20 protein-coding genes (1 of these 20 cut by a window edge) are annotated in these 20,950 nt (G+C 62.0%); 10 read left to right on the top strand and 10 right to left on the bottom strand.

Going from position 1 to position 20,950, the window contains the following annotated elements:
- Positions 1 to 565: 565 nt before the first annotated feature.
- The 6 genes from ACX3M4_RS17770 to ACX3M4_RS17745 form a co-directional block, all read right to left on the bottom strand.
- Positions 566 to 2,287, bottom strand: a complete 1,722-nt coding sequence (locus ACX3M4_RS17770; protein WP_459354320.1) for an ABC transporter ATP-binding protein — start codon at positions 2,285 to 2,287, stop codon at positions 566 to 568.
- A gap of 6 nt (positions 2,288 to 2,293) precedes the next feature.
- Positions 2,294 to 3,271: an ABC transporter permease gene (locus ACX3M4_RS17765; RefSeq protein ID WP_459354319.1), complete on the bottom strand. Its 978-nt coding sequence runs from the start codon at positions 3,269 to 3,271 to the stop codon at positions 2,294 to 2,296.
- Between the two features lie 12 nt (positions 3,272 to 3,283).
- Positions 3,284 to 4,258, bottom strand: a complete 975-nt coding sequence (locus ACX3M4_RS17760) for an ABC transporter permease (RefSeq protein ID WP_459354318.1) — start codon at positions 4,256 to 4,258, stop codon at positions 3,284 to 3,286.
- Positions 4,259 to 4,331: 73 nt separating this feature from the next.
- Positions 4,332 to 5,915 carry an ABC transporter substrate-binding protein gene (locus tag ACX3M4_RS17755; RefSeq protein ID WP_459354317.1) on the bottom strand — a complete coding sequence of 528 codons (1,584 nt, stop codon included), beginning with the start codon at positions 5,913 to 5,915 and terminating at the stop codon, positions 4,332 to 4,334.
- Between the two features lie 118 nt (positions 5,916 to 6,033).
- Positions 6,034 to 7,203 (bottom strand): acetylornithine deacetylase, encoded by a 1,170-nt coding sequence (argE, locus tag ACX3M4_RS17750; RefSeq protein ID WP_459354316.1) that lies wholly within the window; start codon positions 7,201 to 7,203, stop codon positions 6,034 to 6,036.
- Positions 7,204 to 7,244: 41 nt separating this feature from the next.
- Positions 7,245 to 8,993 carry an adenylate/guanylate cyclase domain-containing protein gene (locus ACX3M4_RS17745; protein ID WP_459354315.1) on the bottom strand — a complete coding sequence of 583 codons (1,749 nt, stop codon included), beginning with the start codon at positions 8,991 to 8,993 and terminating at the stop codon, positions 7,245 to 7,247.
- Positions 8,994 to 9,206: 213 nt separating this feature from the next.
- On the opposite strand from ACX3M4_RS17745, the gene ACX3M4_RS17740 reads away from it, so the two are divergent.
- Entirely contained in the window at positions 9,207 to 9,566 is a 360-nt protein-coding gene (locus ACX3M4_RS17740) for an ArsC family reductase (RefSeq protein WP_459354314.1), read from the top strand.
- 21 nt (positions 9,567 to 9,587) lie between these two features.
- Here the strand turns inward: ACX3M4_RS17740 and ACX3M4_RS17735 are convergent, their stop codons facing one another.
- Positions 9,588 to 10,004 (bottom strand): YcbK family protein, encoded by a 417-nt coding sequence (locus tag ACX3M4_RS17735; RefSeq protein WP_459354313.1) that lies wholly within the window; start codon positions 10,002 to 10,004, stop codon positions 9,588 to 9,590.
- A gap of 477 nt (positions 10,005 to 10,481) precedes the next feature.
- Here ACX3M4_RS17735 and purU point away from each other — a divergent pair, with 477 nt between their 5' ends.
- Positions 10,482 to 11,339 carry a formyltetrahydrofolate deformylase gene (purU, locus tag ACX3M4_RS17730; protein WP_459354312.1) on the top strand — a complete coding sequence of 286 codons (858 nt, stop codon included), beginning with the start codon at positions 10,482 to 10,484 and terminating at the stop codon, positions 11,337 to 11,339.
- Positions 11,340 to 11,342: 3 nt separating this feature from the next.
- Here purU and ACX3M4_RS17725 read toward each other — a convergent pair whose 3' ends face one another.
- A complete protein-coding gene (locus ACX3M4_RS17725) occupies positions 11,343 to 12,269 on the bottom strand; it encodes a LysR family transcriptional regulator (RefSeq protein WP_459354311.1) in 927 nt (308 codons plus the stop codon).
- A 95-nt stretch (positions 12,270 to 12,364) separates the two neighbouring features.
- Between ACX3M4_RS17725 and ACX3M4_RS17720 the strand changes: the two genes are divergently transcribed.
- On the top strand, positions 12,365 to 12,601 hold the full coding sequence (locus ACX3M4_RS17720; RefSeq protein ID WP_459354310.1) for a hypothetical protein: 237 nt from the start codon (positions 12,365 to 12,367) through the stop codon (positions 12,599 to 12,601).
- Positions 12,602 to 12,695: 94 nt separating this feature from the next.
- On the opposite strand, the gene ACX3M4_RS17715 is transcribed toward ACX3M4_RS17720, so the two are convergent.
- Positions 12,696 to 13,223: a TetR/AcrR family transcriptional regulator gene (locus tag ACX3M4_RS17715; RefSeq protein ID WP_459354309.1), complete on the bottom strand. Its 528-nt coding sequence runs from the start codon at positions 13,221 to 13,223 to the stop codon at positions 12,696 to 12,698.
- Positions 13,224 to 13,350: 127 nt separating this feature from the next.
- Between ACX3M4_RS17715 and ACX3M4_RS17710 the strand changes: the two genes are divergently transcribed.
- Positions 13,351 to 14,064, top strand: coding sequence for a DUF1295 domain-containing protein (locus ACX3M4_RS17710; protein WP_459354308.1), 714 nt, complete (start codon positions 13,351 to 13,353; stop codon positions 14,062 to 14,064).
- Between the two features lie 50 nt (positions 14,065 to 14,114).
- On the opposite strand, the gene ACX3M4_RS17705 is transcribed toward ACX3M4_RS17710, so the two are convergent.
- Positions 14,115 to 14,711, bottom strand: coding sequence for a LysE family translocator (locus tag ACX3M4_RS17705; protein ID WP_459354307.1), 597 nt, complete (start codon positions 14,709 to 14,711; stop codon positions 14,115 to 14,117).
- Between the two features lie 105 nt (positions 14,712 to 14,816).
- On the opposite strand from ACX3M4_RS17705, the gene ACX3M4_RS17700 reads away from it, so the two are divergent.
- From ACX3M4_RS17700 to ACX3M4_RS17675, 6 genes are all read left to right on the top strand, one after another.
- Positions 14,817 to 16,226, top strand: coding sequence for an aminotransferase-like domain-containing protein (locus ACX3M4_RS17700; protein WP_459354306.1), 1,410 nt, complete (start codon positions 14,817 to 14,819; stop codon positions 16,224 to 16,226).
- A 102-nt stretch (positions 16,227 to 16,328) separates the two neighbouring features.
- On the top strand, positions 16,329 to 17,105 hold the full coding sequence (locus ACX3M4_RS17695) for an energy-coupling factor ABC transporter ATP-binding protein (RefSeq protein ID WP_459354305.1): 777 nt from the start codon (positions 16,329 to 16,331) through the stop codon (positions 17,103 to 17,105).
- Positions 17,102 to 17,710: an energy-coupling factor transporter transmembrane component T family protein gene (locus tag ACX3M4_RS17690; protein WP_459354304.1), complete on the top strand. Its 609-nt coding sequence runs from the start codon at positions 17,102 to 17,104 to the stop codon at positions 17,708 to 17,710. The genes ACX3M4_RS17695 and ACX3M4_RS17690 overlap by 4 nt, the downstream gene beginning before the upstream one ends.
- Positions 17,711 to 17,856: 146 nt before the next feature.
- Positions 17,857 to 18,411, top strand: a complete 555-nt coding sequence (locus tag ACX3M4_RS17685; protein WP_459354303.1) for a biotin transporter BioY — start codon at positions 17,857 to 17,859, stop codon at positions 18,409 to 18,411.
- Between the two features lie 23 nt (positions 18,412 to 18,434).
- Positions 18,435 to 19,877 carry a class I adenylate-forming enzyme family protein gene (locus ACX3M4_RS17680; protein ID WP_459354302.1) on the top strand — a complete coding sequence of 481 codons (1,443 nt, stop codon included), beginning with the start codon at positions 18,435 to 18,437 and terminating at the stop codon, positions 19,875 to 19,877.
- Positions 19,874 to 20,950, top strand: the 5' portion of a protein-coding gene (locus ACX3M4_RS17675; RefSeq protein ID WP_459354301.1) for a thiolase family protein. 99 nt of this gene lie beyond the right edge of the window; 1,077 of the gene's 1,176 nt are visible here — the first part of the coding sequence; it begins with the start codon at positions 19,874 to 19,876; the stop codon falls past the right edge of the window. The genes ACX3M4_RS17680 and ACX3M4_RS17675 overlap by 4 nt, the downstream gene beginning before the upstream one ends.

Below are 20,950 nucleotides of genomic sequence, written 5' to 3'. Positions count from 1 at the left end.
GCGACAGGTTGAAAATGCGGGAGCCGGATTTTTCAGGCAATGCCGCTGAGTCACTTCAGCGGGCAAAGTGCCTCTCACCTGCACAGGACCAGTACATTTCTGCCGGGCTTTTGGGCAGTCAGACCCTTGGCGGCGAAAATATTCGCAGTAGAGTTCAAGTGCATATTCTTGAAGTCGCGTCGTATTTAAGGGGCTCGTGTTTAGTGTCCACGGGACAAAATTCATCAATGGGTGAGAAATATTGATGGGAGGGTCTGTTGGCCCTCCCTTTTACATAGAAAAAGCCAAAGTGTAAGTCGAAACGGAAATCCTTAAGACGCGTTAACCAACCTGGTTCTCTGCAAAGTCCGGAGGTTTTTATTTGGTGCGCGCGGACAGACCGGAATGGGCGGCAAATTCTGCCGCCTCGGGACTCGTTTGTGGTTATTGGACGGCGGCCATCGGAGAATCGGGACCGCCAGGCGAGTCAAGCCCGGGACTCAGGCGAATCTGAAAAAAGACTCATCTTCAAGGACTTGACGGTGCCGGAGGAGATCCGGGTTGCACCCGGATCTTGCAACAATGGTCAGGCCGTTGTCAGGTTGGCACGCGACAGCAGCTCCAGCGACGGCATGAGGTTCAAAAGCTCGCGCGTATAGGCATGCTGCGGCGTCTCGAAAAGCTGGTCGCATTCGGCGACCTCGCAGAGTTCGCCATTGCGCATGACCCCGATGTGATTGCACATCTGCCGGATAACCGCCAGGTCGTGGCTGATGAAGAGCATGGTAAGGCTCAGTTCTTCCTGCAGGTCCTTCAGAAGGTTCAGGATCTGGGCCTGGATCGACACGTCGAGCGCGGAGGTCGGCTCGTCGCAGATGAGAAAGCGAGGTCTTGTAGCAAGCGCCCGGGCGATGGAGATACGTTGGCGCTGGCCGCCCGAGAATTCGTGCGGAAATTTCTTGCCCGCAGCCACACCAAGGCCGACATGGTCGAGAAGATCGTCGACGATCTGGCGCACTTCCGCGTTGCTGGAGGCCAGTCTGTGGAACTTGATCGGCTCGGCAATGATGTCGCTGACCCGCATGCGCGCGTTCAGCGACGAATAGGGATCCTGGAAGATCATCTGCATCTGCCGGCGCATGGCAAGAACTTCGCGCCGGTTGCGCAGGGAAGTCAGCTCGGTCGTGCCGAACAGGATCGAACCGCCCGACGGTTCGTAGAGACCGGTGATGAGGCGGGCAATGGTCGACTTGCCGGAGCCGCTCTCGCCGACAAGGCCGAAGGTCTCGCCTTCCTGAATATCGAAGCTGACCTTCTTGACCGCCTGAAAATACTTCCGTTTGGAAGGGAAGATGGACCCCCTTGTTTCAAAGCGCATGTCGAGGTCGCGGATCTGCACCAGCGGGCCGGAGACTTTCTCATAGTCGCGCGATTTTCCCAACCAGTGGGTCGCAATGTCGATCTGCTTCTTGGGGGTGCCGGCCTTCTCGATGTAGTCCACCACCGGAAAGCGCCGCACCTTGATGTCTGGCCGCGGCACGGCGGAAATCAGGCTCTTCGTATAGGGATGGTTCGGCGCGCCCAGAACCTGCGTGGTCTCGCCATATTCCACCAGTTCACCATGATACATCACCGCCACATGATCGGTGATGTCGGCAATGACGCCCATATCGTGCGTGATCACCAGCATGGCGACGTTGCGCTCGCGGCAGAGCTTTTTCATCAGCTCCAGGATCTGTGCCTGGATGGAAACATCGAGCGCGGTCGTCGGCTCGTCTGCAATCACCAGCTCGGGCTCGGCGCAGAGCGCCAGGGCGATCACCACGCGCTGGCGCATGCCGCCGGAAAACTGGTGCGGATACTGCGTGATCCGCTCGCCCGCATTGGGGATGCCGACAGCTTCGATCAGTTCCACCGCACGCTTCTGTGCGGCCTTTGCGGACAGCGGCAGATGGGTGCGGATGGTCTCGACCAGCTGGCTTTCGACCGTCTGCAACGGGTCCAGCGACGTCAGCGGGTCCTGAAAGATCATGCCGATCTTGCGGCCGCGCAGTTTGCGCATGTCGCGATAGGGCAATTTGTCGATGCGCTTGCCGTGCAGGAAGACCTCGCCGCCCGCAATATGCCCGGGTTCTTGCAAAAGGCCGATCACCGCATTGCCGACCGTCGACTTGCCGGCCCCGGATTCGCCGACGACACCCAGCACCTTGCCGGCCTCGACGCTCAACGTGACGTCGTCGACGGCAACGAAGACGGACTTGCGGCCCGGAAACTCGACCCTGAGGTCCTTGATCTGAAGAACGCTCATGCCGCCTCACCTGAGTTTCGGGTTGAGGGCGTCGCGCAGCCAGTCGCCCAGGAGGTTGACGTTGAGCACCAGGAGGGCAAGGGCCACGCCCGGGAAGATCGCAATCCACCATTCGCCCGAATAGAGGAAGTCGTTGCCGACAGCGATAAGCGTACCGAGCGAGGGCTGGGTGGGCGGCATGCCGACGCCGAGGAAGGACAGTGTCGCCTCCGTCACGATGGCAAGCGCGAGGTTGATCGTCGCAATCACCAGCACCGGGCCTATGACATTCGGCAGGATATGCCGGGCCATGATGATGATTGACGGCAGGCCGATCACGCGGGCGGCCTGCACATATTCCTTGTTCTTCTCAACCATGGTCGAGCCGCGCACGGTGCGCGCATATTGCACCCAGAAGGACAGGGCCAGTGCAACGATCAGGATGTAGAAAGCGAACACTTCCCGGTCGAGATTGCCGAAAATGCCGTTGGCGATGCCGTCGATCAGAAGCGCAATCAGGATGGAGGGGAAGGTCAGCTGGACGTCGGCGATGCGCATGATGATCGCATCGACCCGCCCGCCCATGTAACCGGCGACGAGGCCGAGCGTAATGCCGATACTGGCCGCGGCAATGACGGAGCAAAAGCCGACGATCAGCGAGATCCGCATGCCGTAGAAGATGCCGGAGAGCATGTCGCGGCCCTGGTCGTCCGTGCCCAGCAGGAAACGCGGATCGGCATATTCCATCCACACAGGCGGTACGCGTGCATCCATGATCGAAATGGACGCGAGATCGAACGGGTCGTGCGGCGCGATCCAGGGCGCGAGAAAGGCCAGCAGGAACAGGATCGTCGTGCCGATCGCCGCGATCACCGTGACCTTCGACTTCAGGAACGAGTGAAACAGGTCGCTGTCCAGAATGCGGCTCATGCGTCCCGGTGTCGGCACCGGCCCGCTGCGGTCCTGGACGGCCGCCTTGGCTTCTTCGTTGGTGACGAAGGGCATGTGCGCTCTCCCTTAGGGCCGGCCGACGCGCAAGCGCGGATCGATGAAGAAATAGAGAATGTCGACGATGAAATTGATCGTCACGAACAGGAACGCGGTCAAAAGCAGATAGGCGGACATGATCGGAATGTCGACATTCTGCACCGCCTGCAGGAACATGAGGCCCATGCCCGGCCACTGGAACACGGTTTCGGTGATGGTGGCGAAGGCGATGATCGAACCGAGCTGCAGACCGGTGATGGTGATGACCGGCACCAGCGAATTCTTCAATGCATGGCGGAAATTCACCAGCCTGTCCGGCAGGCCGCGGGCGCGGGCGAACTTGATGTAGTCGGTGCGGATGACTTCCAGCATTTCGGCGCGTATGAGCCGCATGATCAGCGTCATCTGGTAAAGACCGAGCGTGATCGACGGGAGGATCAGGGCTTTCAGGCCGGACACTGTGAGGAAACCGGTGGTCCACCAGGAGCCGATCTGCACGGTTTCGCCGCGGCCGAAGCTCGGCAGCCATTGCAGCGTTACGGAAAAGAGGAAGATCAGAAGGATGCCGATGAAGAATGTCGGCAGCGATATGCCGACGAGGGACACGGAGAGGAACAGCTTGGAGACAGGCGATTCCCGGTTCAGACCCGCATAGATGCCCATCGGGATGCCGACAACCAACGCAAAGAGGGCAGAGGCAAAACTGAGTTCCAGCGTTGCCGGAATGCGCTTTGCAAAGAGTTCGGCCACCGGCTGGCGGAACTGGTAGGAGGTGCCGAAATCGAATTGCGCTGCCTTCGTAACGAAGCGCAGGAACTGCACGGGAACCGGATCATTGAGGCCAAGCCGCTCGCGCAGCGCCTCGCGCTCCTCCAGCGAGGTTTCGATACCGACCATCTGGTTGATGGGATCGCCGACAAAACGGAACATGGTGAAAGCAAGCAGCGCAACCACCAGCATGACAATCATCGCCTGCACGATGCGGCGCGTTGCAAATCCAATCATATCGGCTCTTCAAGTGTTTTTATGAAAATACGCCCCCGGCGGCGCCGGGGGCGTCAATCGCGTTGCCGTCAGATCAGTTCTTGGTCACGAAACGGAACTTGAACTGGTTGTCGGCGCGCTGGACAAGGTTGACCTTGTCGGACACGCCCCAGGCCAGGCTTTGCTGATGCAGCGGCAGGTAATAGGCGTTGTCGTGGCTGATGCGGTAGATTTCGGCGATCATCTCGTCGCGCTTATCGGTATCGTTCTCCACCAGAACCTTCGCCGTCAGCTCGTCGATCTTTTCGTCGCAGAAGCCGCCATTGTTGAACGGCGAGCCCTTGCCGGACTCGTCGCGGCAGTTCATCAGGTTGGAAAGCACGTTCCAGCTGTCGAGCGAGCCCGGTGTCCAGCCCAGCAGGTAGAACGACGTATCGTAACCGCCGGAAGCCAGGATCTTTGCAAAATACTTGGCTTTCGGCTGGGCGTTCAGGTCAACCTTCACGCCGATGCGGGCGAGCATCGCGGCGACCGCCTGGCAGATCGCCTCGTCATTGACATAGCGGTCGTTCGGGCAGTCCATACCGATGGAAAATCCATCCGCATAGCCGGCTTCCGCCAGCAGGGCCTTGGCAGCTTCCGTGTCATACGGATAGCGCTCGAATTCGCCAGACTTGGAGAAGAGCAGCGGCGAGATCATGATCGAGGTCGGCTCGGAGAGGTCCCGCATCACCTTCTTCTTGATCGCCTCGATGTCGATCGCCTGATAGAAGGCCTTGCGCACGCGCGCGTCCTTCAGCGGGTTCTTGCCCTTGACGCTGGAATAGAGCAGCTCGTCGCGCATCTGGTCCATGCCGAGGAAGATGGTCCGCAGCTCCGGCCCGGTCAGGGCAACGGTGCCGGCATTGTCGTTGATGCGTTTGATGTCCTGCACCGGGATCGGATAGACCATGTCCATCTCGCCGGAGAGCAGCGCGGCAACTCGGGTGGCGTCGGAGCCGATCGGCGTGAATTCCACCGTATCGAGGTTATGGGTCGGCGTGTCCCACCAGCCGTCGAATTTCTCGTAGACCGTTTTCACGCCGGCTTCGTGGCTGGTGATCTTGAACGGGCCTGTGCCGTTGGCGTGCAGCGCCGCATGGTTCGCCGTCGTATCGGAGGCGGAGGTGACCTTGACCGCGTCGTTCTCGGTCGTCCACTCCTTGTCCATGATGTAGAACGTATCCCACTCGTAGTGCAGGATCGGGTTCGGGCTGGAAAGGACGAAATCGACCGTATAATCGTCGACGATCTCGACCTTGGCATCGTCAGGAACGCGCGTCGTCAGGTCGGAGCCTTCGGAGCGGACGCGGTCGACGGAGAAGGCGACATCCTCGGCGGTGAAATCGCTGCCATTGTGGAACTTGACGCCCTTGCGCAGGTGAAAGCGCCAGCGGGTCGGATCAACGATTTCCCAGCTTTCGGCAAGCGCCGGTTCGATGGAAAGGTCTTCGCCGCGCCGGGTCAGGCCTTCATAGGTATTGCCGAGCGACGACAGGGTGAAGGTCTCGTTGAGGCTGTAGGGATCCAGGGCGTTGAGCGTCCCCTGGAAGGCATATTTCAGTGTTTCCGCCTGAACAGCAGACCCCGATACCGCCGCAATCAGCGTCGCGGCGACGACGACATGTTTTTTGTCCATAATCCCCTCGTTTATTCCGGTTTCCGGATTTTTCCATGGACACCCAGCTCTGCGATGACCGCACGCCCATGTTGTCAGAGTGAACTATGACACCGTAACTCTCTGTGTTCAAACCCGTTTAACTGTCTAATTGCGACATTCCGTCAATCAGGCGGTCGAGAAAGGCAGAACATCGGTCGAGTTCGGAAAGCTCGATAAATTCGTCGGGCTGGTGCGCCTGGTCGATGGAGCCGGGGCCGCAAACGACCGCCGACAGGCCATGAGTTTGAAAGAGACCGCCCTCGGTGGCATAGACCACGACGTTGCGGGCATTGTCGCCGGTCAGCCGCCGGACCGTCCGCTCAGCAAGCCCGTCCGGCTCTTCGGCGAGCCCGGGCACATAGGCCAATTCCTTGATGTCGATACGGCAGCTGGGGGCGATCGCCTGCATCGGCGGCAACACGTCCTCCTCCGCAAAGCGGCGATAGGCTGCCACCCAGTCCTCGGCCTTCTCGCCCGGCAGCAGGCGGATGTCGGTGACGAACTCGCAGTTTTGAGCGGTGATGTTATGCGCCTGCCCGCCTTCGATGACGCCGCAATGGAGGGTCGTATAGGGCGGCTCGAAGGGGCATTCCGGGTCGGCCTTTGCCTTGTTCTCGGCGGTCTTGCCGTCGAGCCAGCCGATCAGCCTTGCGGCGGCCGAAATGGCGGAGACGCCGCGATGCAGCTGGCTGGAATGCACCGGATGGCCCTGGATCCGGGTTTTCAGGATGGTGATTCCCTTGTGGCCGGTTACCACTTTCATGCGCGTAGGTTCGCCGACGATCACCATCGCCGGGCGGGGACCGGCCGCCAGCATTGCCGGAATCAGCGCACGGGCGCCATCGCAGCTGGTTTCCTCGTCATAGGAAAGGGCGATGTGCAGCGGCCGTGTCAGATTTGCATCGAGGAACTTCGGCACCTTGGCGAGGACGGTTGCGGCAAAGCCCTTCATGTCGGCCGATCCGCGTCCGTATAGCCGGCCGTCCTCCTCCCATGCGGTGAAGGGATCTCGCGACCAGGCCTGGCCCTCGACCGGGACCACATCGGTATGGGCCGACAGCACGACGCCGCCATCGGCTTCCGGGCCGATCCGGGCAAAGAGCGCCGCCTTGGTACCGGTTTCGTCCGAAACCCTCTGCGGGGCGAGGCCCCAGCCGGCGAGATAGTCCTCGACAAAGGCGATCAGGTCGAGATTGCTGCGATCCGACACGGTGTTGAAGGAGATCAGTTTCTCCAGCATGTCGCGGGGCGAATAGGTCCGGCTCACGAAAGCTCCCTTGAAAGGCTCCGGGGATTGAAACGTTGGGATCAGGCGGCGGCGCCGTCCGTCAGACGGAGGCCATTTAAGCTTTTCACGGCAAGGATTTGCAAGGGGGTCTCCTTGCCGCGTACCTTTATTTCGGCAGGTTCCGCGCCTTCGATTCGGGCACCGGCGGCGTCAACCACCGCCTGCGACACCATCAGGAAACTGCCGTGATTCTTGTTTTCCGACTCCAGCCGGCTGGCGGTGTTGACGACATCGCCGAGCGCTGTCAGCCCGCCGCGGGATCCGGAAGCGCCCGCAGCGCCGATCCGGCCAAGAATGGCCGGTCCGAGATGCAGGCCGATGCCGAGACGGATCGGGTCGCGAAACTGCGGCCCTTTCTCCGTGTTGAGCGCAGTCATCACTGCCTCGATGCGGCGGCAGGCGGCAAGCGCCTGCCGGGCGCCGGTGACAGCGTTCGTTTCCATGCCGAAGATGGCCATGATGCCGTCGCCGATGAACTTGTCGACATACCCACCCTCATCCCTGATCGCCGCGGATGCCTGGTCCAGATAGCTGTTGAGCAGATAGACGACGTCATAGGCGAGCTGGGATTCGGTGATGCCGGTGAAATTGCGCAGGTCCACGAACATCACCACCACATCCTGCTCCACACCCCAGTAATAGGCATCCTGCAGGTGATCGCCTGCAATGGCGCTGGCCTTGACCGGCACCAGCGGCTGGACGGAAACGTCATGTTCGGGACGGATCTGGCAGGCAAGGCGTATCTGCTCGCCTGCCCCGATGCGCGACAGCACGGATGTTTCGGCAACACTCGGCTTCGCCAGATGCCTGGCTCCGTCCAGCACCTTGACGCGGCAGGTGGAACAGCGGGCCCGCCCGCCGCAAACCGAGGCGATCGGTACGTTGTTCATGCGGCTGATCTCCAGGAGCGTTGCCCCCGGCTGTGCCTTGATGGCAAGGCCGCCCGGATAGGTGATGGTGAGGCTGCGGGCCTTGAGGCTAAGAAGATAACGGACGAGGATCGCGAGCAGGCTGACGGCGATCAGGCCGAAGACGACGGCCCGGAACTGATCCACAACGTCATAGACCCAGGCCTGCTGTTCCGGCGTTACCTTCAGCACGACCTCCCGCGTCAGGGCCAGCCGCCGTGCCGCCTCGATCCAGCCCCAGAGCGCCAGCACCGGCACCGCGACTGCGAAGGCCGCAGCAACGGGCATCAGACGCTTGTAGACCGGAAAAAGCCGCAGCCAGAAATGCAGGCCGATCATCGCATGGGTCCACACCACCAGCAGCAGCACGGATTGGTTCACCGCCAGGTTGGGCCAGAGAATGGTCAGCATCTGCTCATATGCCGGCGAAAAGCCGAATTCCTTGGCAGCGCCTATGGTGGTGGTGACGTGTGGGATCAGCAGCCAGGGAATGTAGAGGCCGAGGGTGAGCTGGGCGAGTTCCCAGCGGGACATTCTCAGCGTCCGCCGTTTGCTGGTCCGCCAGAGTGCCAGGAGAACATGGGTCAGCGCGGCCAGGACCAGCACCGCTTCGCCAAGCGGGCTGCGCCACACGGCGTAGTGCCAGTTCGATGCCCGGTCCATTGCCTCGAAGGAGATGATGCCGAGCGCGTGATTGGAAAAGTGGCTGAGGCAGAAGGTGAAAAGGATGAGGCCGCTCCACAGCCGCGCCCGCTGGCGCCAGTTGCCCCGGCCCAACATGCCGCGCCTGGCAGGCGCCTTCGCCTTGCCATTGGTTCCGGAGCGGTCGGCCGGGCTCTTTGCGGATGCCTCTACGCTCATGCAGTTTTGATCTCCGGTCAGGGTCCGCAGGTGCGCGCCGGTCGGGCCGCCCTCTTCCACTTCAAGCGCGCCCGGCTTGCGCGGTCAAGCGGACAGGTTCGATTGTCCGGTGCCGCCGGTTTTCCCCAGGCAGTGTTTTGCGTCCTGTAGACCTTGCATCCTGCGTCTCAGTCGGCACATTCGGGGGCAACCAGTACAATTTGGAAGAATGGCATGAAAGTCTACGGCATCAAGAATTGCGACACCGTCAAGAAAGCGCGGAAGTTCCTCGAGGAAGCTGGCATTGCGTATGAGTTTCACGACTACAAGAAGGACGGCGTCGATGCGGACAAGCTGGCGAAGTTCGTGGGGGAATTCGGGTGGGACACTGTTCTGAACAAACGCGGCACCACCTGGCGGCGACTGGACGAGGCAACGCAAGACGGCGTCACCGACCCCAGGAGCGCACTGGACGTGATGATCGACAATCCGTCTGTCATCAAACGCCCGATTGTCGAGGGCGAAGCCAAGAACTTCATCGGCTTCGATCCGGTTGCCTGGGAAATGGCGCTTGAGCTCGGTGAGCTGAAGTAGCGTTTCGGCCTGACCGGGTCTTTACCAGCTCCGGCGCGGGCCCGTATCGATGTGATAGTGGCCGGAGGAATAGTGCTTGTAGCCCCCGACTTCCGGCTGTGCCTTCAGGAAGGCGATGACGGACGACGGGTCGCCGCCGACGGAGAAATCCACTGCGCGGCAGTTGAGGTGATAGGAATCCTTCGCGCCACCCTTCCACCAGTTTTCCAGCCACCAGCGCTTGGTGGAGCTGACGGTAACATGGCCATAACGCGCGGCGACGCGGTTCAGGACCTTTTTCAGTTTGCGCGGCACGCACCAGGAACTGTCGTTGTAATCGATGGAATTGTGCGACGCGGTCATCCAGCCCATGCCGGTGACACCGGCGACGGAGCCGCAGCCTGCCAGGGAGGCGGTCAAACCAAGGAAAAGGGTCCAGGCGATGAGGTGCTGGCGCATGACGGGCAGCCTTGTCGGTTACGGATTACAAACGTGTCCCCCGCGCCAAGGCTCGTAGAATTTGATTAAAATTCTAATGAAAAACGTGGTTAATGCTGCAATCGAATCGGGTTTTGTCCGGTGGACCTTCCCGTGACCGAGGCTGGAAAATGATCCCGCGCACCGTGCCGCGCGATGTTGCAGGCATCAAAGCTTTCCCTGGCCCGCAGGCCTCCTCTCCGCATTCCTGCGGAGAGATGACCGCCAATGGCGGGAGCTAATCCGCAGGCCTGTCGGAAATTCGTGTTGCGGTGCCGCATATGCAGGTTCAAACCACCAGGGAAGCTGGTGGAGAATAGAGACTGAGAGGCCGCGATACCGGCCGGGGTCCGGCGCCTTGTGCGGGCCTCGCGCGAAAGGGTCCGGAGCCTGCCGCGACGGGCAGGCCGGGAACATCAGGCAGCGGGAAGCTCCCGCGTGATTGGAGACTGGAAGACCATGGCGAACAGCCTTTTCGTTCTGACCCTGTCCTGCGCGGACAAACCCGGGATCGTGGCGGCGGTCACGACGGAACTGGCGGATTTCGGTGCCAATATCGCCGAGAGTGACCAGTTCTGGGACCGGGTTACCAACCAGTTCTTCCTGCGCATCGCCATCCTCGCCCCCGAAGGTGTGACGGTGGAAAGCGTGCAGAAGGCGCTCGATCCGGTCATCAGCCGCTTTGACATGAAGGCAAAGCTGGTCGACACCGCCAAGCGGCCCAAGGTCATTGTCATGGTGTCGAAGTTCGACCACGCCATGCTGCATCTGCTTTACCAGATCCGCGTCGGCTGGATGGACGCCGAGGTGGTGGCGATCGTCTCCAACCACACCGACAGCCAGCGCACGGCCGAGCATGAGGGCATTCCCTATCATCACTGGGCAGTCAACAAGGAAAACAAAGGCGAGCAGGAAGAAAAGCTGCTGAAACTCGTCAAGGAAACAGGGGCGGACCTTGTGGTGCTGGCCCGCTACATGCAGGTGTTGTCCGATAACCTTTCCAAGCGGCTCTTCGGCAAGGTGATCAACATCCACCATTCCTTCCTGCCGAGCTTCAAGGGGGCCAAGCCCTATCACCAGGCCCATGCGCGCGGCGTCAAGATGATCGGCGCGACGGCCCACTACGTGACGCCGGATCTCGACGAAGGTCCGATCATCGAACAGGACGCGGAACGGGTCAGCCATGCGCTGTCAGCCGACGATTTCGTCGCCCGCGGCCGCGACATCGAATCGCGTGTGCTCGCCCGCGCCGTCAAGTACCACCTGGAGAACCGGGTGATGATCGTCGGCAACAAGACCATCGTGTTCACCCAGTAAGGTTCAGGCAACCACGGCCATTGCCGACAGGACCGGCATGCCGTCGCGTTGCAGCTCCGAATGGACCCAGTCCCGGAACAGCCGCACCTTGCGGCTGGTCCGGAGTGCCGGCGGATAGCTCAGGTACCAGCTTTCATCGTCCGCGCGGCAGGTCAGCTTGAAGGGCTGGGTCAGCTGGCCGTTTTCCAATGCCGTCTTGCAGAAATAGGGGGTCAGGATCGCGACCCCCTGACCGGCGATGGCCCGGTTGGCCTCAAGGGCCTGCGACCCCATGCGCGAACTCGGGTGGCCGCTCAGATCAACATCCTTGAGGCCGGCTTCTTCGAACCAGATCTGCCACCAGGGGTCCTGCGGATCGACCAGCGGCAGTTTCAGGATGTCCTCCGGCTTCTTCACGCCGCCGATGGTCTGGGCCAGCGCCGGGCTCAGCATGGGGGTGAAATCGGCGCGGACGATTTCATGGGCCAGCCAGTTCTTGGGCGGCGCCTTGCAAGCCGAAATAACGATATCCGAATCGTCGAATTCCGGCGTTGCATGGGGTCCGTAAGGCACGATGCGCACCCCGACATCCGGGTTCTGCATCTGGAAGTGAAACAGGCGGTTGGCCAGCCAGTTGACGGCGAAGGTCGTGTTGCTGGAGACCACCAGCTGGCCCGCATTCTTTTCTGAAACCTCCTCGAAGGCGGTGCGCAGCATGGCGAAGGCGTCGATCACGCGGGACGCCAGCTGGGCGCCGTTGTCGGTCAGCTCGATCTTCCGCGCCCGGCGCAGGAACAGCTGAAACCCGAGTTTGTCCTCCAGGATCTTGATCTGATAGCTGACGGCCGCCTGGGTCATGCCGAGTTCGTCGCCGGCCTTGGTAAAGCTGAGGTGACGGCTGACTGCCTCAAAGGCACGGATGGCGGGCAAAGGCGGCAGGTTGGCAATCATGCATAAAGCTCCCTTATGCATATCTTACGAGATTTCGTTGGTAAGGCAAGCCGAACGCGCCGATATGTAGCTCACAAGAAACTGGAGTTACAGACATGTACGAGTCCTCCGAAACAAACTGCGGCTGTGCGACTCATCACCAGACTGCGGGTTTTTCATTAACAACGCTTATCAGTTCCGTGTTTGCCCGGCTGACTTCCCGAGACCATGTCCGGCTGAGCGCGGACGACCTGCCGGACGATCTGCGCCGGGACATTGGTCTCGGCCGGTACGAGGCCGAAGGCTCGTTCGAGGAGAGATGGCAGGCAGAATTGCGGAACATGCGGCGGTGAAGGATCAGATCGCCTGCATCCGGCGCAGCCGAACGCCCTGTCCCAGTTGGAGACCTCAATGGGAGCTTGGCTGTTTGCCGGCGTTTGACCGAAACTAGCGCAGGCGTTCCAGGGCCGGCGCCAGTGCATCGAGCTGCAGGGTGCCGCCGGTGAAATACCGCATCAGCAACGCACCCATCAGCATGCAGAGCACGCTCTGCGCGTGATCGGGCCCGGTCAGTTTGCCGACCTGTTGCAACAGATGGTCGTTCGCCAGACGCATGGCCGGATCGGCTGCGATTTCTTCCCGGGTCTTGCCGCGCAGGTAATCGAAGAGAAGCGACATTTCGCTGGCAAAACCGGGTTCAAGGTCTTTCGCAAAATCGATCAGTGCGGCGGCCGCGGTTTTGTTCTCCTCCTGCTCCTCGTCGCTCGCCTGCATTGCGGACATGACGGTCTCCGTGCAGGCCAGGAACAGGCTCTTCTTGGTCGGGAAATAGTGATAAAGCGCGCTTTTTGACAGGCCGATTTCCTCGGCGACCCGGCGCATGCCAAGCCCGGAATAGCCATGTTCGGAAAAAAGAGGCGCTGCCTTCCGGGCGAGTTCCAGCCGGTAGGCGTCATGATCAATCTGTTTCGGCATTATTTCGTCCAACTGGTCGATAAACACATTGACTGGATCATTCATCGGCGTCTAGAAATCTTTTTAGTCCACTTGGACGAAAATGACGCCTTCTTCCGGAAGGGCTGCGAAAGACAAGGAGAGCGACATGGTGCAGACGGGAGGCGTTAACCGGACACATTCTGCGTCTCTGCCCCAGAAAACCATCTTCGCACTGCTGCATCTGGCAAGCCTTGCCATCTGCGCGTGGCTGCTGCTGGCTGGCGGTTGGAGCCATCTGGGCGGCCTGCTCGGCCTCGAAGTCACGATCGCAGACCCGCAGCGCGGCCTTGTCCTCCTGGTCTGCACGGCCCTTTATGTCCTGCGTCATCTGGTGACGCTTTTCTATCTTCTGGCGCGGAAGGTTGACTACTCCGAGGTATTCGGCCTGGCGGCGTTCATGGGGGTCTTCGAAATCGCATTTCTGCTGCTGGGGAGCGGTGCCTTGCGTGAGGCCGCCGTTCCCTTCGGCCTGCTGGATGGGGTCGCGCTCGGGCTGGTCCTTGCGGGCTCCTTTCTCAACACCTGGTCGGAACTGCAACGAAAATGGTGGAAGCAGGATCCGGCCAATCGCGGCCGCTGCTACACTGGCGGCCTGTTCGCCTGGTCGATGCATATCAATTATTTTGGCGACACGGTGCTCTTCACAGGCTGGGCATTCTTGACCCACAGTCTGATCGCCCTTGCCGTTCCGGGTTTCATGGCGATCTCTTTCATCTTCTTCCACATCCCGGCACTCGACGCCTATCTGGCCGAGCGCTATGGCGCGGCCTTCGAAGACTATGCGGCCCGGACACGGAAATTCGTGCCGTTTCTTTATTGATACGCCCAGGAATGGTCCGGTCCCGAGCCGAAGTTTCCTTGCCGCGGCCCCTACATCAGGAGAGCCCACGCGGTTGCCGCCAGCATTGCGATCGCCATGGCAACCGTAATCGCGCGCATCAGCGGTCCGTCGCCGATCAGTTTGAGGATCGAGACACCCACCAGCGCCCAGAGCGAATGGAACACCAGTCCGCCGAGACTGAAGCCGATAACCAGGATCAGGGCATTTTGGTGGAGGCCAAGGCCGTTGCCGGCGAGAAACGTGGAAAAGGCCACCAGGTTCATCGCCCAGGTCTTCGGACTGAGCGGATGGATCAGCACGCCTTCCCAGAAGCTCGGCAGCGCAACCTCGCCCTTCGGTTTGACGGTCAGCGAAATGATGCGCCAGGCGAGATACGCCATATAGGTCATGCTCAACGCCTTGAAGACCATGACGACGGGCCCGCCGCCGGCCATGACGGCTCCGAGCCCATAGGCGACGCTGATCGCCAGCGGCATGTAGCCGATCTGCGAGGCGAGGATCACCGGAAACGCGGTGCGATATCCCGCCGAAGCGCCGATCGCCAGGAAGGTCAGGTTGCCGGGGCCTGGGGTGCCGGTCATGACGATGACAAACACCGCAAAAGCGAAAAAGGTGGCGAGGTCCATAAGTGTCTCCGGACAAACAACGGCCGATATTGATACAATCGGTACAATTGACGGAGTCACTAAGTGTATTGAGTTATTGTATCAGTCAATGATAACATTGTTCTCATGACAATGTGGATTCCGAACATCGAGGCGGCCGGAGGGCCGATCTATCTGGCGATCGCCGATGCGCTGGAGGCCGATATCCGCACCGGGTCGCTGGCCCAGGGCGACCGGCTGCCGCCGCAGCGCGAGCTTGCCTATCAGCTCGGCGTCACGCTCGGCACGGTGACCCGGGCCTATGGCGAGGCGGAGCGCCGGCGGCTGGTCAAGGGCGAGACCGGGCGCGGGACTTATGTCGCTTCCGAAAGCCAGAAAGTGTCGCCGCTGGTGCCGCAGGAAGACGAGCCGGATGCCTGCGATCTCGCCCGGAACTTCGCCTATCCGCATCTGAACCCAAGCTTGTCCGAGGGCCTGATGCGCATGGCGCGCACCAACGGCATCGACCGGCTGAACGGCTTTGTGCCGTCCGAGGGCCTGAAGGCGCACCGGGAAACCGGTGTGCTGGTCTTCAAGGACTACGGTTTGCAGGCCGATCCGGCGCGGGTTGCCGTCACCTGCGGTGCCCAGCACGGCATCCAGGTCACCTGCCAGGCGCTGTTCCGCAGCGGCGACGCCATTGCCGTCGACCGCTTCACCTATCCCTCCATCTTCAGCTCCTTTGCCAGCCTCGGGTTGAAGCCCGTTCCGGTCCCGGCTCTGACTCGGCCGGACGGCGGCTTCGGCGCCATGGACCCGGAGGCGCTTGCCCATGCGGCCAGGGTGCACGGGGTCAAGGGCATGTTCCTGATGCCGAACATGCAGAACCCGACCACCCACACCATGTCGCTCGAGGAGCGTCAGGCTCTGGTCGATGTCGCCCGGCAATGTGACCTCAAGATCGTCGAGGACGATCCCTATACGCCCTTCCTGCCGGAAACCCTGCCGTCCTTCGGAGCGCTGGCGCCCGAGCGCACGGCTTCCATCGCCAGTATCTCGAAGGTCTGTTCGCCCGGCAGCCGTATCGGTTTTGTCCATGTGCCGGCCGCCTTCGGCGACAGCATCCGCAACAAGATCGGCGAAAGCACCTGGATGGCCTCGCCGATTACCGCTGAGCTCATTGCCGGCTGGGTGCGCGAGGGGCTTTTGTTCAAGACCATCAGGTTGAAGCGCAAGGCAAACCGGGCACGGTTCCTGAGCGCCCGCGCCGTACTGGAACCCTATTTCCTGCAAGGTGACGTCAACAAGGTCTTCGGCTGGCTGAGGCTGCCGGACGGCGTCGACCCGGATGCGCTGCAGGCAGCGCTCGGCCATCAGGGCGTCCAGGTTCTTTCCGCACGCTATTTTCAGGGCCGGGATCACGCCCCGGCCCCGTATCTGCGCCTCACCTTCGGCTCCGAACCCTCCGAGGAGCGCTTCTTCTGGGCGCTCGAGCGCATCAAGGCAACGATCGGCCAATTGGCCGATTTGCCCGATCTGACGCGTCCGGTAGGATAGGCACGCTTTGACAAAGGCCGGCTTCCGGCCGATAAGCGCCGCCAAAAGGCGTGTGCCCGAGGCGGCCAAGCGCCCGACCGATCCCACGCGCAACGAGGCAAAATGGCACTCTGGCCAGGAAAAAAACGCGAAAACAGGCCGCTTGTCTGCAATCCCGACGCCCACCCCTTCGCGGTGTTCGACGGGGTCGGCCTAGCTATTTCGGGCAAACAGATCCTGGAGGACCTGACGCTTTCGCTGGACGAGCACCGGATCGGCATCGTCGGGCTCAACGGATCCGGCAAGAGTTCCTTTGTCCGCCTGCTCAACGGCCTGCGTGCGCCCACAAGCGGCACGCTGACCCTTTTTGGCGCACCGGCAAGAGAGGCCGAAGCCGAACTGCCGCGCCATGTCGGCTTCGTCTTCCAGAACCCGGATCACCAGGCCATTTTTCCGACCGTTGAAGAAGAGATCGCCTTCGGTCTGACGCAACTGGGTTCGGGCCGGGACGAAAGCCGCAGCCGCGCCCGCGCCTTCCTGGCGCTCCACGGCTGCGAAGCACTGGCCGGCAAGCCGATCACGGAACTTTCCGAAGGTCAGAAACACCTGATCTGCATTCTGGCGGTGCTGGTCATGGAGCCGCGTCTCCTGGTGCTGGACGAACCGATGACGAGCCTCGACGCCCTGGTTACCAGGCGGATCCGCGACAAGATCCTCTCCCTACCGCAGAAGATCGTGATGGTCAGCCATGACCTGTCCCATTTCGACGGCTTTGACCGGCTGTTGTGGCTGGAGGACGGCCGGCTGCGCATGGACGGCGATCCCGGCACGGTCCGGGAGGCCTATTCCCGGGACATTGCGCTGCGGCTCGGCATGGCACCGGAGTTCGCGGCGCTATGATCCCGATCTATCTTCAGGGCAACAGCTGGGCCCACCGACTGCCCGCCGGCTTCAAGCTGCTGGTCATTGCCATTGCCGGTCTGGTCCTGTTCCAGGTCACGTCGGTCTGGGTTTATCTTCCCTGCCTCGCCGCCGTGCTCGCCGCCTATGCCTCGCTTGGCCGCAATGGCCTGGCGCAGCTGAAGCTCCTGCGCAGCTTGAGCATGCTTCTTGTGCTGCTGCTGGCTCTGCACGCCGTATCGGGCACGCTTGTCGACGGTCTCGTCATCGTGCTGCGCCTCGTGGTGATGATCCTGGCGGCGAATTTCGTCTCCATCACCACCCGTATGGACGACATGCTGGCCGCGGTCCTGCCCCTCTTCCGGCCGCTTGAGCTTTTTGGGCTCTCACCGCGCAAGCCCGCGCTCGGCGTCACGCTGGTGCTGCGTTTCGTGCCGCATCTGATGCTGATCTTCGGCCATCTGCAGGAAGCCTGGCAGGCCCGCACCGGCACCAAGAAATCCTGGCGCCTGCTGGCCCCGTTCGCGATCCAGTCTCTGAGCATGTCCGACCATGTCGCCGAAGCCTTGAAGGCGCGCGGTGGTGCCGAAGGCTTGTCAAGATAACCTAAGAAGGAAGTCGAATAGATCTGGCATTTGCCAAGAAATTGGGCTATCCCGCCAATAGAAGACGCTGCGTCGCGCCGGGAACAAGTGATAAACTCAACTTCAAGCGGCAGCATCCTTACCATCAAGAAGAAGGTGTAATCGAAATGGCTGACCGGTCTCTTGTGCACATTGCTTTCTACGCGGCCCTGATCGCGGCTCTCGGCCTGGTTCCGCCGGTGACGATTGCCTATCTCGGCGGCGTGCCGATCACGGCGCAGACACTCGGCGTCATGCTGGCGGGCGTCATGCTTGGCCCGATTCGCGGCGCGCTTGCGGTGCTTCTGTTCCTGTTCCTCGTTGCCCTCGGTGCACCGCTTCTGTCCGGCGGCCGTGGCGGCCTTGCCGTCTTCATGGGGCCGTCCGTCGGCTTTCTGATCGGCTGGCCGGTCGGTGCCCTCGTCGCCGGATGGGTGATGCGGTCGACGCGCGATCTGAACGTCGCTGTATCGGCTGCAATCTCGGCGGCCATCGGCGGCATTCTGGTGGTCTATGCCTTCGGCATCCCGGGCATCGCCATCATGGCAGATCTCTCCCTGCCGAAAGCCGCTCTCGGCAGCGCCATCTATATCCCGGGCGATCTGGTCAAGGTCGTGCTGACGGCGGTAATTGCCCAGACCATTGCCCGTGGTCTGCCGAGCGCCCTGCTCTCCAGGACGTAAGCAGCTGTCCGAGGCCTCGCGCCATGGCATTCGTCGGCGACAGCCTCGCGCACTCTGCTAAAAGATTTCCCGGCCGGGCCGCACTCGCGTGTGGCCCGGTTCGCTTTTCCTGGGCCGGGTTTGCCGAACGGGTCGGCACTATCGAAGCCGGCCTTCTGTGCCGCACGCAGCGCGGCGGGCGGGTTGTCCTGCGTCTCGCCGATCCCGCGTCTCTTCTCATCTGCTTTTTCGCCTGTGCCCGCACCGGGCGGATTGCCGTCGTCATGGACCCGGGCTGGCCTCCGGCGCAGACGGACGCCGTTCTGGCCGGGATCGCTCCGAACCTCGTTGTCGACGAACACATCTTTGCCGAGCTTTCCAACGGTGACGACCTCTCGTCTGACGGCAGCACCGGAGGGCAGGAACCTCCGGGTGAAGCGGATTTTTTCTACGCAGGCTTTACCTCCGGTTCCAGCGGCATGCCCAAGGGCTATGTGCGTTCGCACGGGTCCTGGCTGGAAAGCTTTGCCCTCTCGGAACATGTCTTCGGCATCTCGCCGCAAAGCCGCGTCGTGCTGCCGGGGCAGTTGACCCATTCGCTGCATCTATATGGTGCCGTCTGCGGGCTGGCTTCGGGACAGGAGGTGGTGCTGATGCCGCGCTTCGATCCGCGTGCCGTCCTGGCTGCCCTTGAAGACGCCCCGGAGGGCTCGGTGCTTTATGCAACGCCCACCCAACTCCATTTTCTGGCTGAAGCCGCCAGGCGCACAGGGCCGGTTGCTGCGGTCAGACAGGTGCTCGCCAGCGGCGCCAAATGGCGCGACGCGGACCGTCAGGCGATGAAAGCGGTTTTCCCCGAGGCGAAGCTTTTTGAGTTCTACGGTGCATCGGAGACCAGTTTCATCACGGTGTCCTCGGCGGAAGAGGACGGGCCGGCGGGTTCCGTCGGCCGCGCCGCTGCCGGCGTCGAGATCGTCATCGGCGATCCGCACGCCCCCGCTCCTGCCGGCAAGGCCGGGCTCATCTGGGTCCGGAGCGGTTTGCTGTTTGACCATTATCTTTGCGGCGCAGCGCCGGACACGCTTTGGAAGGATGGGTGGCTCACCGTCGGTGATCACGGGTTCCTGGACGCAGCCGGCTTCCTCGTCCTGACGGGGCGCGAAAACCGCATGGTCGTCACCTCCGGCCTCAATGTCTATCCGGAAGAGGTCGAGGCGGTGCTCATGGATCATTCCGCTGTTGCCCTCGCGGTGGTCGTCGGCCTCGCCGATGCGGTCCGTGGCCAGAGGCTGGAGGCGGCGGTGGAACTTTCCGCGTCCCTGGACAACCCGGAAATCCAGCTCCTGCGCCGGTGCCGGGAGCATCTGGCAAGCGGCAAGGTACCGAAAAAGATCCACATCCTGCAGGAGCTGCCGCTGACGGCCGGCGGCAAACCGGATATCCAGAAGATTGCAGCGGAACTGGCGGGAGGCGGGAAGAAGCGGTGACAGAGGGGCGCAAGGCCGTGATCGTGGCCGCCAGACGAACGGCCGTCTGTCCGCGTGGCGGAGCGCTTTCCACCCTTCAGGCGGATGAGCTGGCCGCTCCCGTCATGAGACAGCTTCTGGAAGACGCCGGTTTCCCGCCGCAAAGGGTTGATCGCGTTGTTCTCGGCAATGCCCTATATGGAGGCGGCAATCCCGCGCGTCTGGCAGCTTTAAGGGCAGGCCTGCCGGAAAGCGTCCCGGCGCTCACCCTCGACACACAATGCTGTTCGGGCCTCGATGCCATTCTCCTTGGCGCCAGCCTGATCGAGGCCGGTGCTGCCGATTGCGTGATCGCGGGCGGCACGGAAAGTTTCAGCCGCGCCCCGATCCGCATGAGACGGCCTTTGGCTCCGGATGAGGCGCCGGTGGCCTATGTCCGCCCCGCCTTCGCGCCGCCGCCCTTTGCCGATCCCGACATGGCGCAAGCCGCTGCGGACCTCGCCAGGGAGCGGGGCATGACACGGCAGGCACAGGCCGAGTTCGCCGTTGCATCGCATGAAAAGGCGTTGGCAGCACTGGCTCATTGGCAATCGCGCCTTGCCGGCAAGGCGGAGGGGCTGCCGGACCGGGACGGGTTCACCCGCGCCCTGTCGCTGAAAGCGGCACTGCGCGCACCCGTCCTGACCGGTGAAGAGGCGACAGGCCTCAGCGCAGCGACCATCGCTTGCGAGGCGGACGGGGCTGCGGCGGTGTTGATGATGGCGTCAGACAAATTGGCAGCCTCCGCCCGGCCCGGAGTTCTGGTCGCCGGCGGGCTCAGCATCGGCTCAGACCCGGCCATGCCCGCCTTGGCTCCGGTCAAGGTGGCGGAGGACCTTATAAGAATGTGCGGTCTTTCAAGCGGCGGTATCGCGGCGGTGGAACTGATGGAAGCCTATGCGGTGCAGGCCCGGATAACTGTGGAGGCGCTTTCCCTTGAAGCGGCGCGTCTCAATTCGCTGGGGGGAGCCCTCGCCCGGGGACATCCGATCGGAGCGTCCGGCGCAATTCTGGCGGTTCACCTCTTCGACCGGCTTGTTAGCCAGCAAACCCCT

It is taken from the genome of Roseibium sp. M-1, assembly GCF_054515675.1.
Note: the sequence above shows the minus strand (reverse complement) of the source record. Positions and strands in the feature narration are given on the sequence as shown.

Excerpts from the sequence above, each read along its gene's own strand:
- ACX3M4_RS17685 (WP_459354303.1), top strand. The coding sequence starts at position 17,857 with ATGGCTGACCGGTCTCTTGTGCACATTGCTTTCTACGCGGCCCTGATC.
- ACX3M4_RS17740 (WP_459354314.1), top strand. The coding sequence starts at position 9,207 with ATGAAAGTCTACGGCATCAAGAATTGCGACACCGTCAAGAAAGCGCGG.
- ACX3M4_RS17680 (WP_459354302.1), top strand. The coding sequence starts at position 18,435 with ATGGCATTCGTCGGCGACAGCCTCGCGCACTCTGCTAAAAGATTTCCC.
- ACX3M4_RS17770 (WP_459354320.1), bottom strand. The coding sequence starts at position 2,287 with ATGAGCGTTCTTCAGATCAAGGACCTCAGGGTCGAGTTTCCGGGCCGC.
- ACX3M4_RS17720 (WP_459354310.1), top strand. The coding sequence starts at position 12,365 with ATGTACGAGTCCTCCGAAACAAACTGCGGCTGTGCGACTCATCACCAG.
- ACX3M4_RS17735 (WP_459354313.1), bottom strand. The coding sequence starts at position 10,004 with ATGCGCCAGCACCTCATCGCCTGGACCCTTTTCCTTGGTTTGACCGCC.
- ACX3M4_RS17690 (WP_459354304.1), top strand. The coding sequence starts at position 17,102 with ATGATCCCGATCTATCTTCAGGGCAACAGCTGGGCCCACCGACTGCCC.
- ACX3M4_RS17710 (WP_459354308.1), top strand. The coding sequence starts at position 13,351 with ATGGTGCAGACGGGAGGCGTTAACCGGACACATTCTGCGTCTCTGCCC.
- ACX3M4_RS17705 (WP_459354307.1), bottom strand. The coding sequence starts at position 14,711 with ATGGACCTCGCCACCTTTTTCGCTTTTGCGGTGTTTGTCATCGTCATG.
- ACX3M4_RS17765 (WP_459354319.1), bottom strand. The coding sequence starts at position 3,271 with ATGCCCTTCGTCACCAACGAAGAAGCCAAGGCGGCCGTCCAGGACCGC.
- ACX3M4_RS17745 (WP_459354315.1), bottom strand. The coding sequence starts at position 8,993 with ATGAGCGTAGAGGCATCCGCAAAGAGCCCGGCCGACCGCTCCGGAACC.
- ACX3M4_RS17715 (WP_459354309.1), bottom strand. The coding sequence starts at position 13,223 with ATGCCGAAACAGATTGATCATGACGCCTACCGGCTGGAACTCGCCCGG.
- purU (WP_459354312.1), top strand. The coding sequence starts at position 10,482 with ATGGCGAACAGCCTTTTCGTTCTGACCCTGTCCTGCGCGGACAAACCC.
- ACX3M4_RS17725 (WP_459354311.1), bottom strand. The coding sequence starts at position 12,269 with ATGATTGCCAACCTGCCGCCTTTGCCCGCCATCCGTGCCTTTGAGGCA.
- ACX3M4_RS17755 (WP_459354317.1), bottom strand. The coding sequence starts at position 5,915 with ATGGACAAAAAACATGTCGTCGTCGCCGCGACGCTGATTGCGGCGGTA.
- ACX3M4_RS17760 (WP_459354318.1), bottom strand. The coding sequence starts at position 4,258 with ATGATTGGATTTGCAACGCGCCGCATCGTGCAGGCGATGATTGTCATG.
- ACX3M4_RS17700 (WP_459354306.1), top strand. The coding sequence starts at position 14,817 with ATGACAATGTGGATTCCGAACATCGAGGCGGCCGGAGGGCCGATCTAT.
- ACX3M4_RS17695 (WP_459354305.1), top strand. The coding sequence starts at position 16,329 with ATGGCACTCTGGCCAGGAAAAAAACGCGAAAACAGGCCGCTTGTCTGC.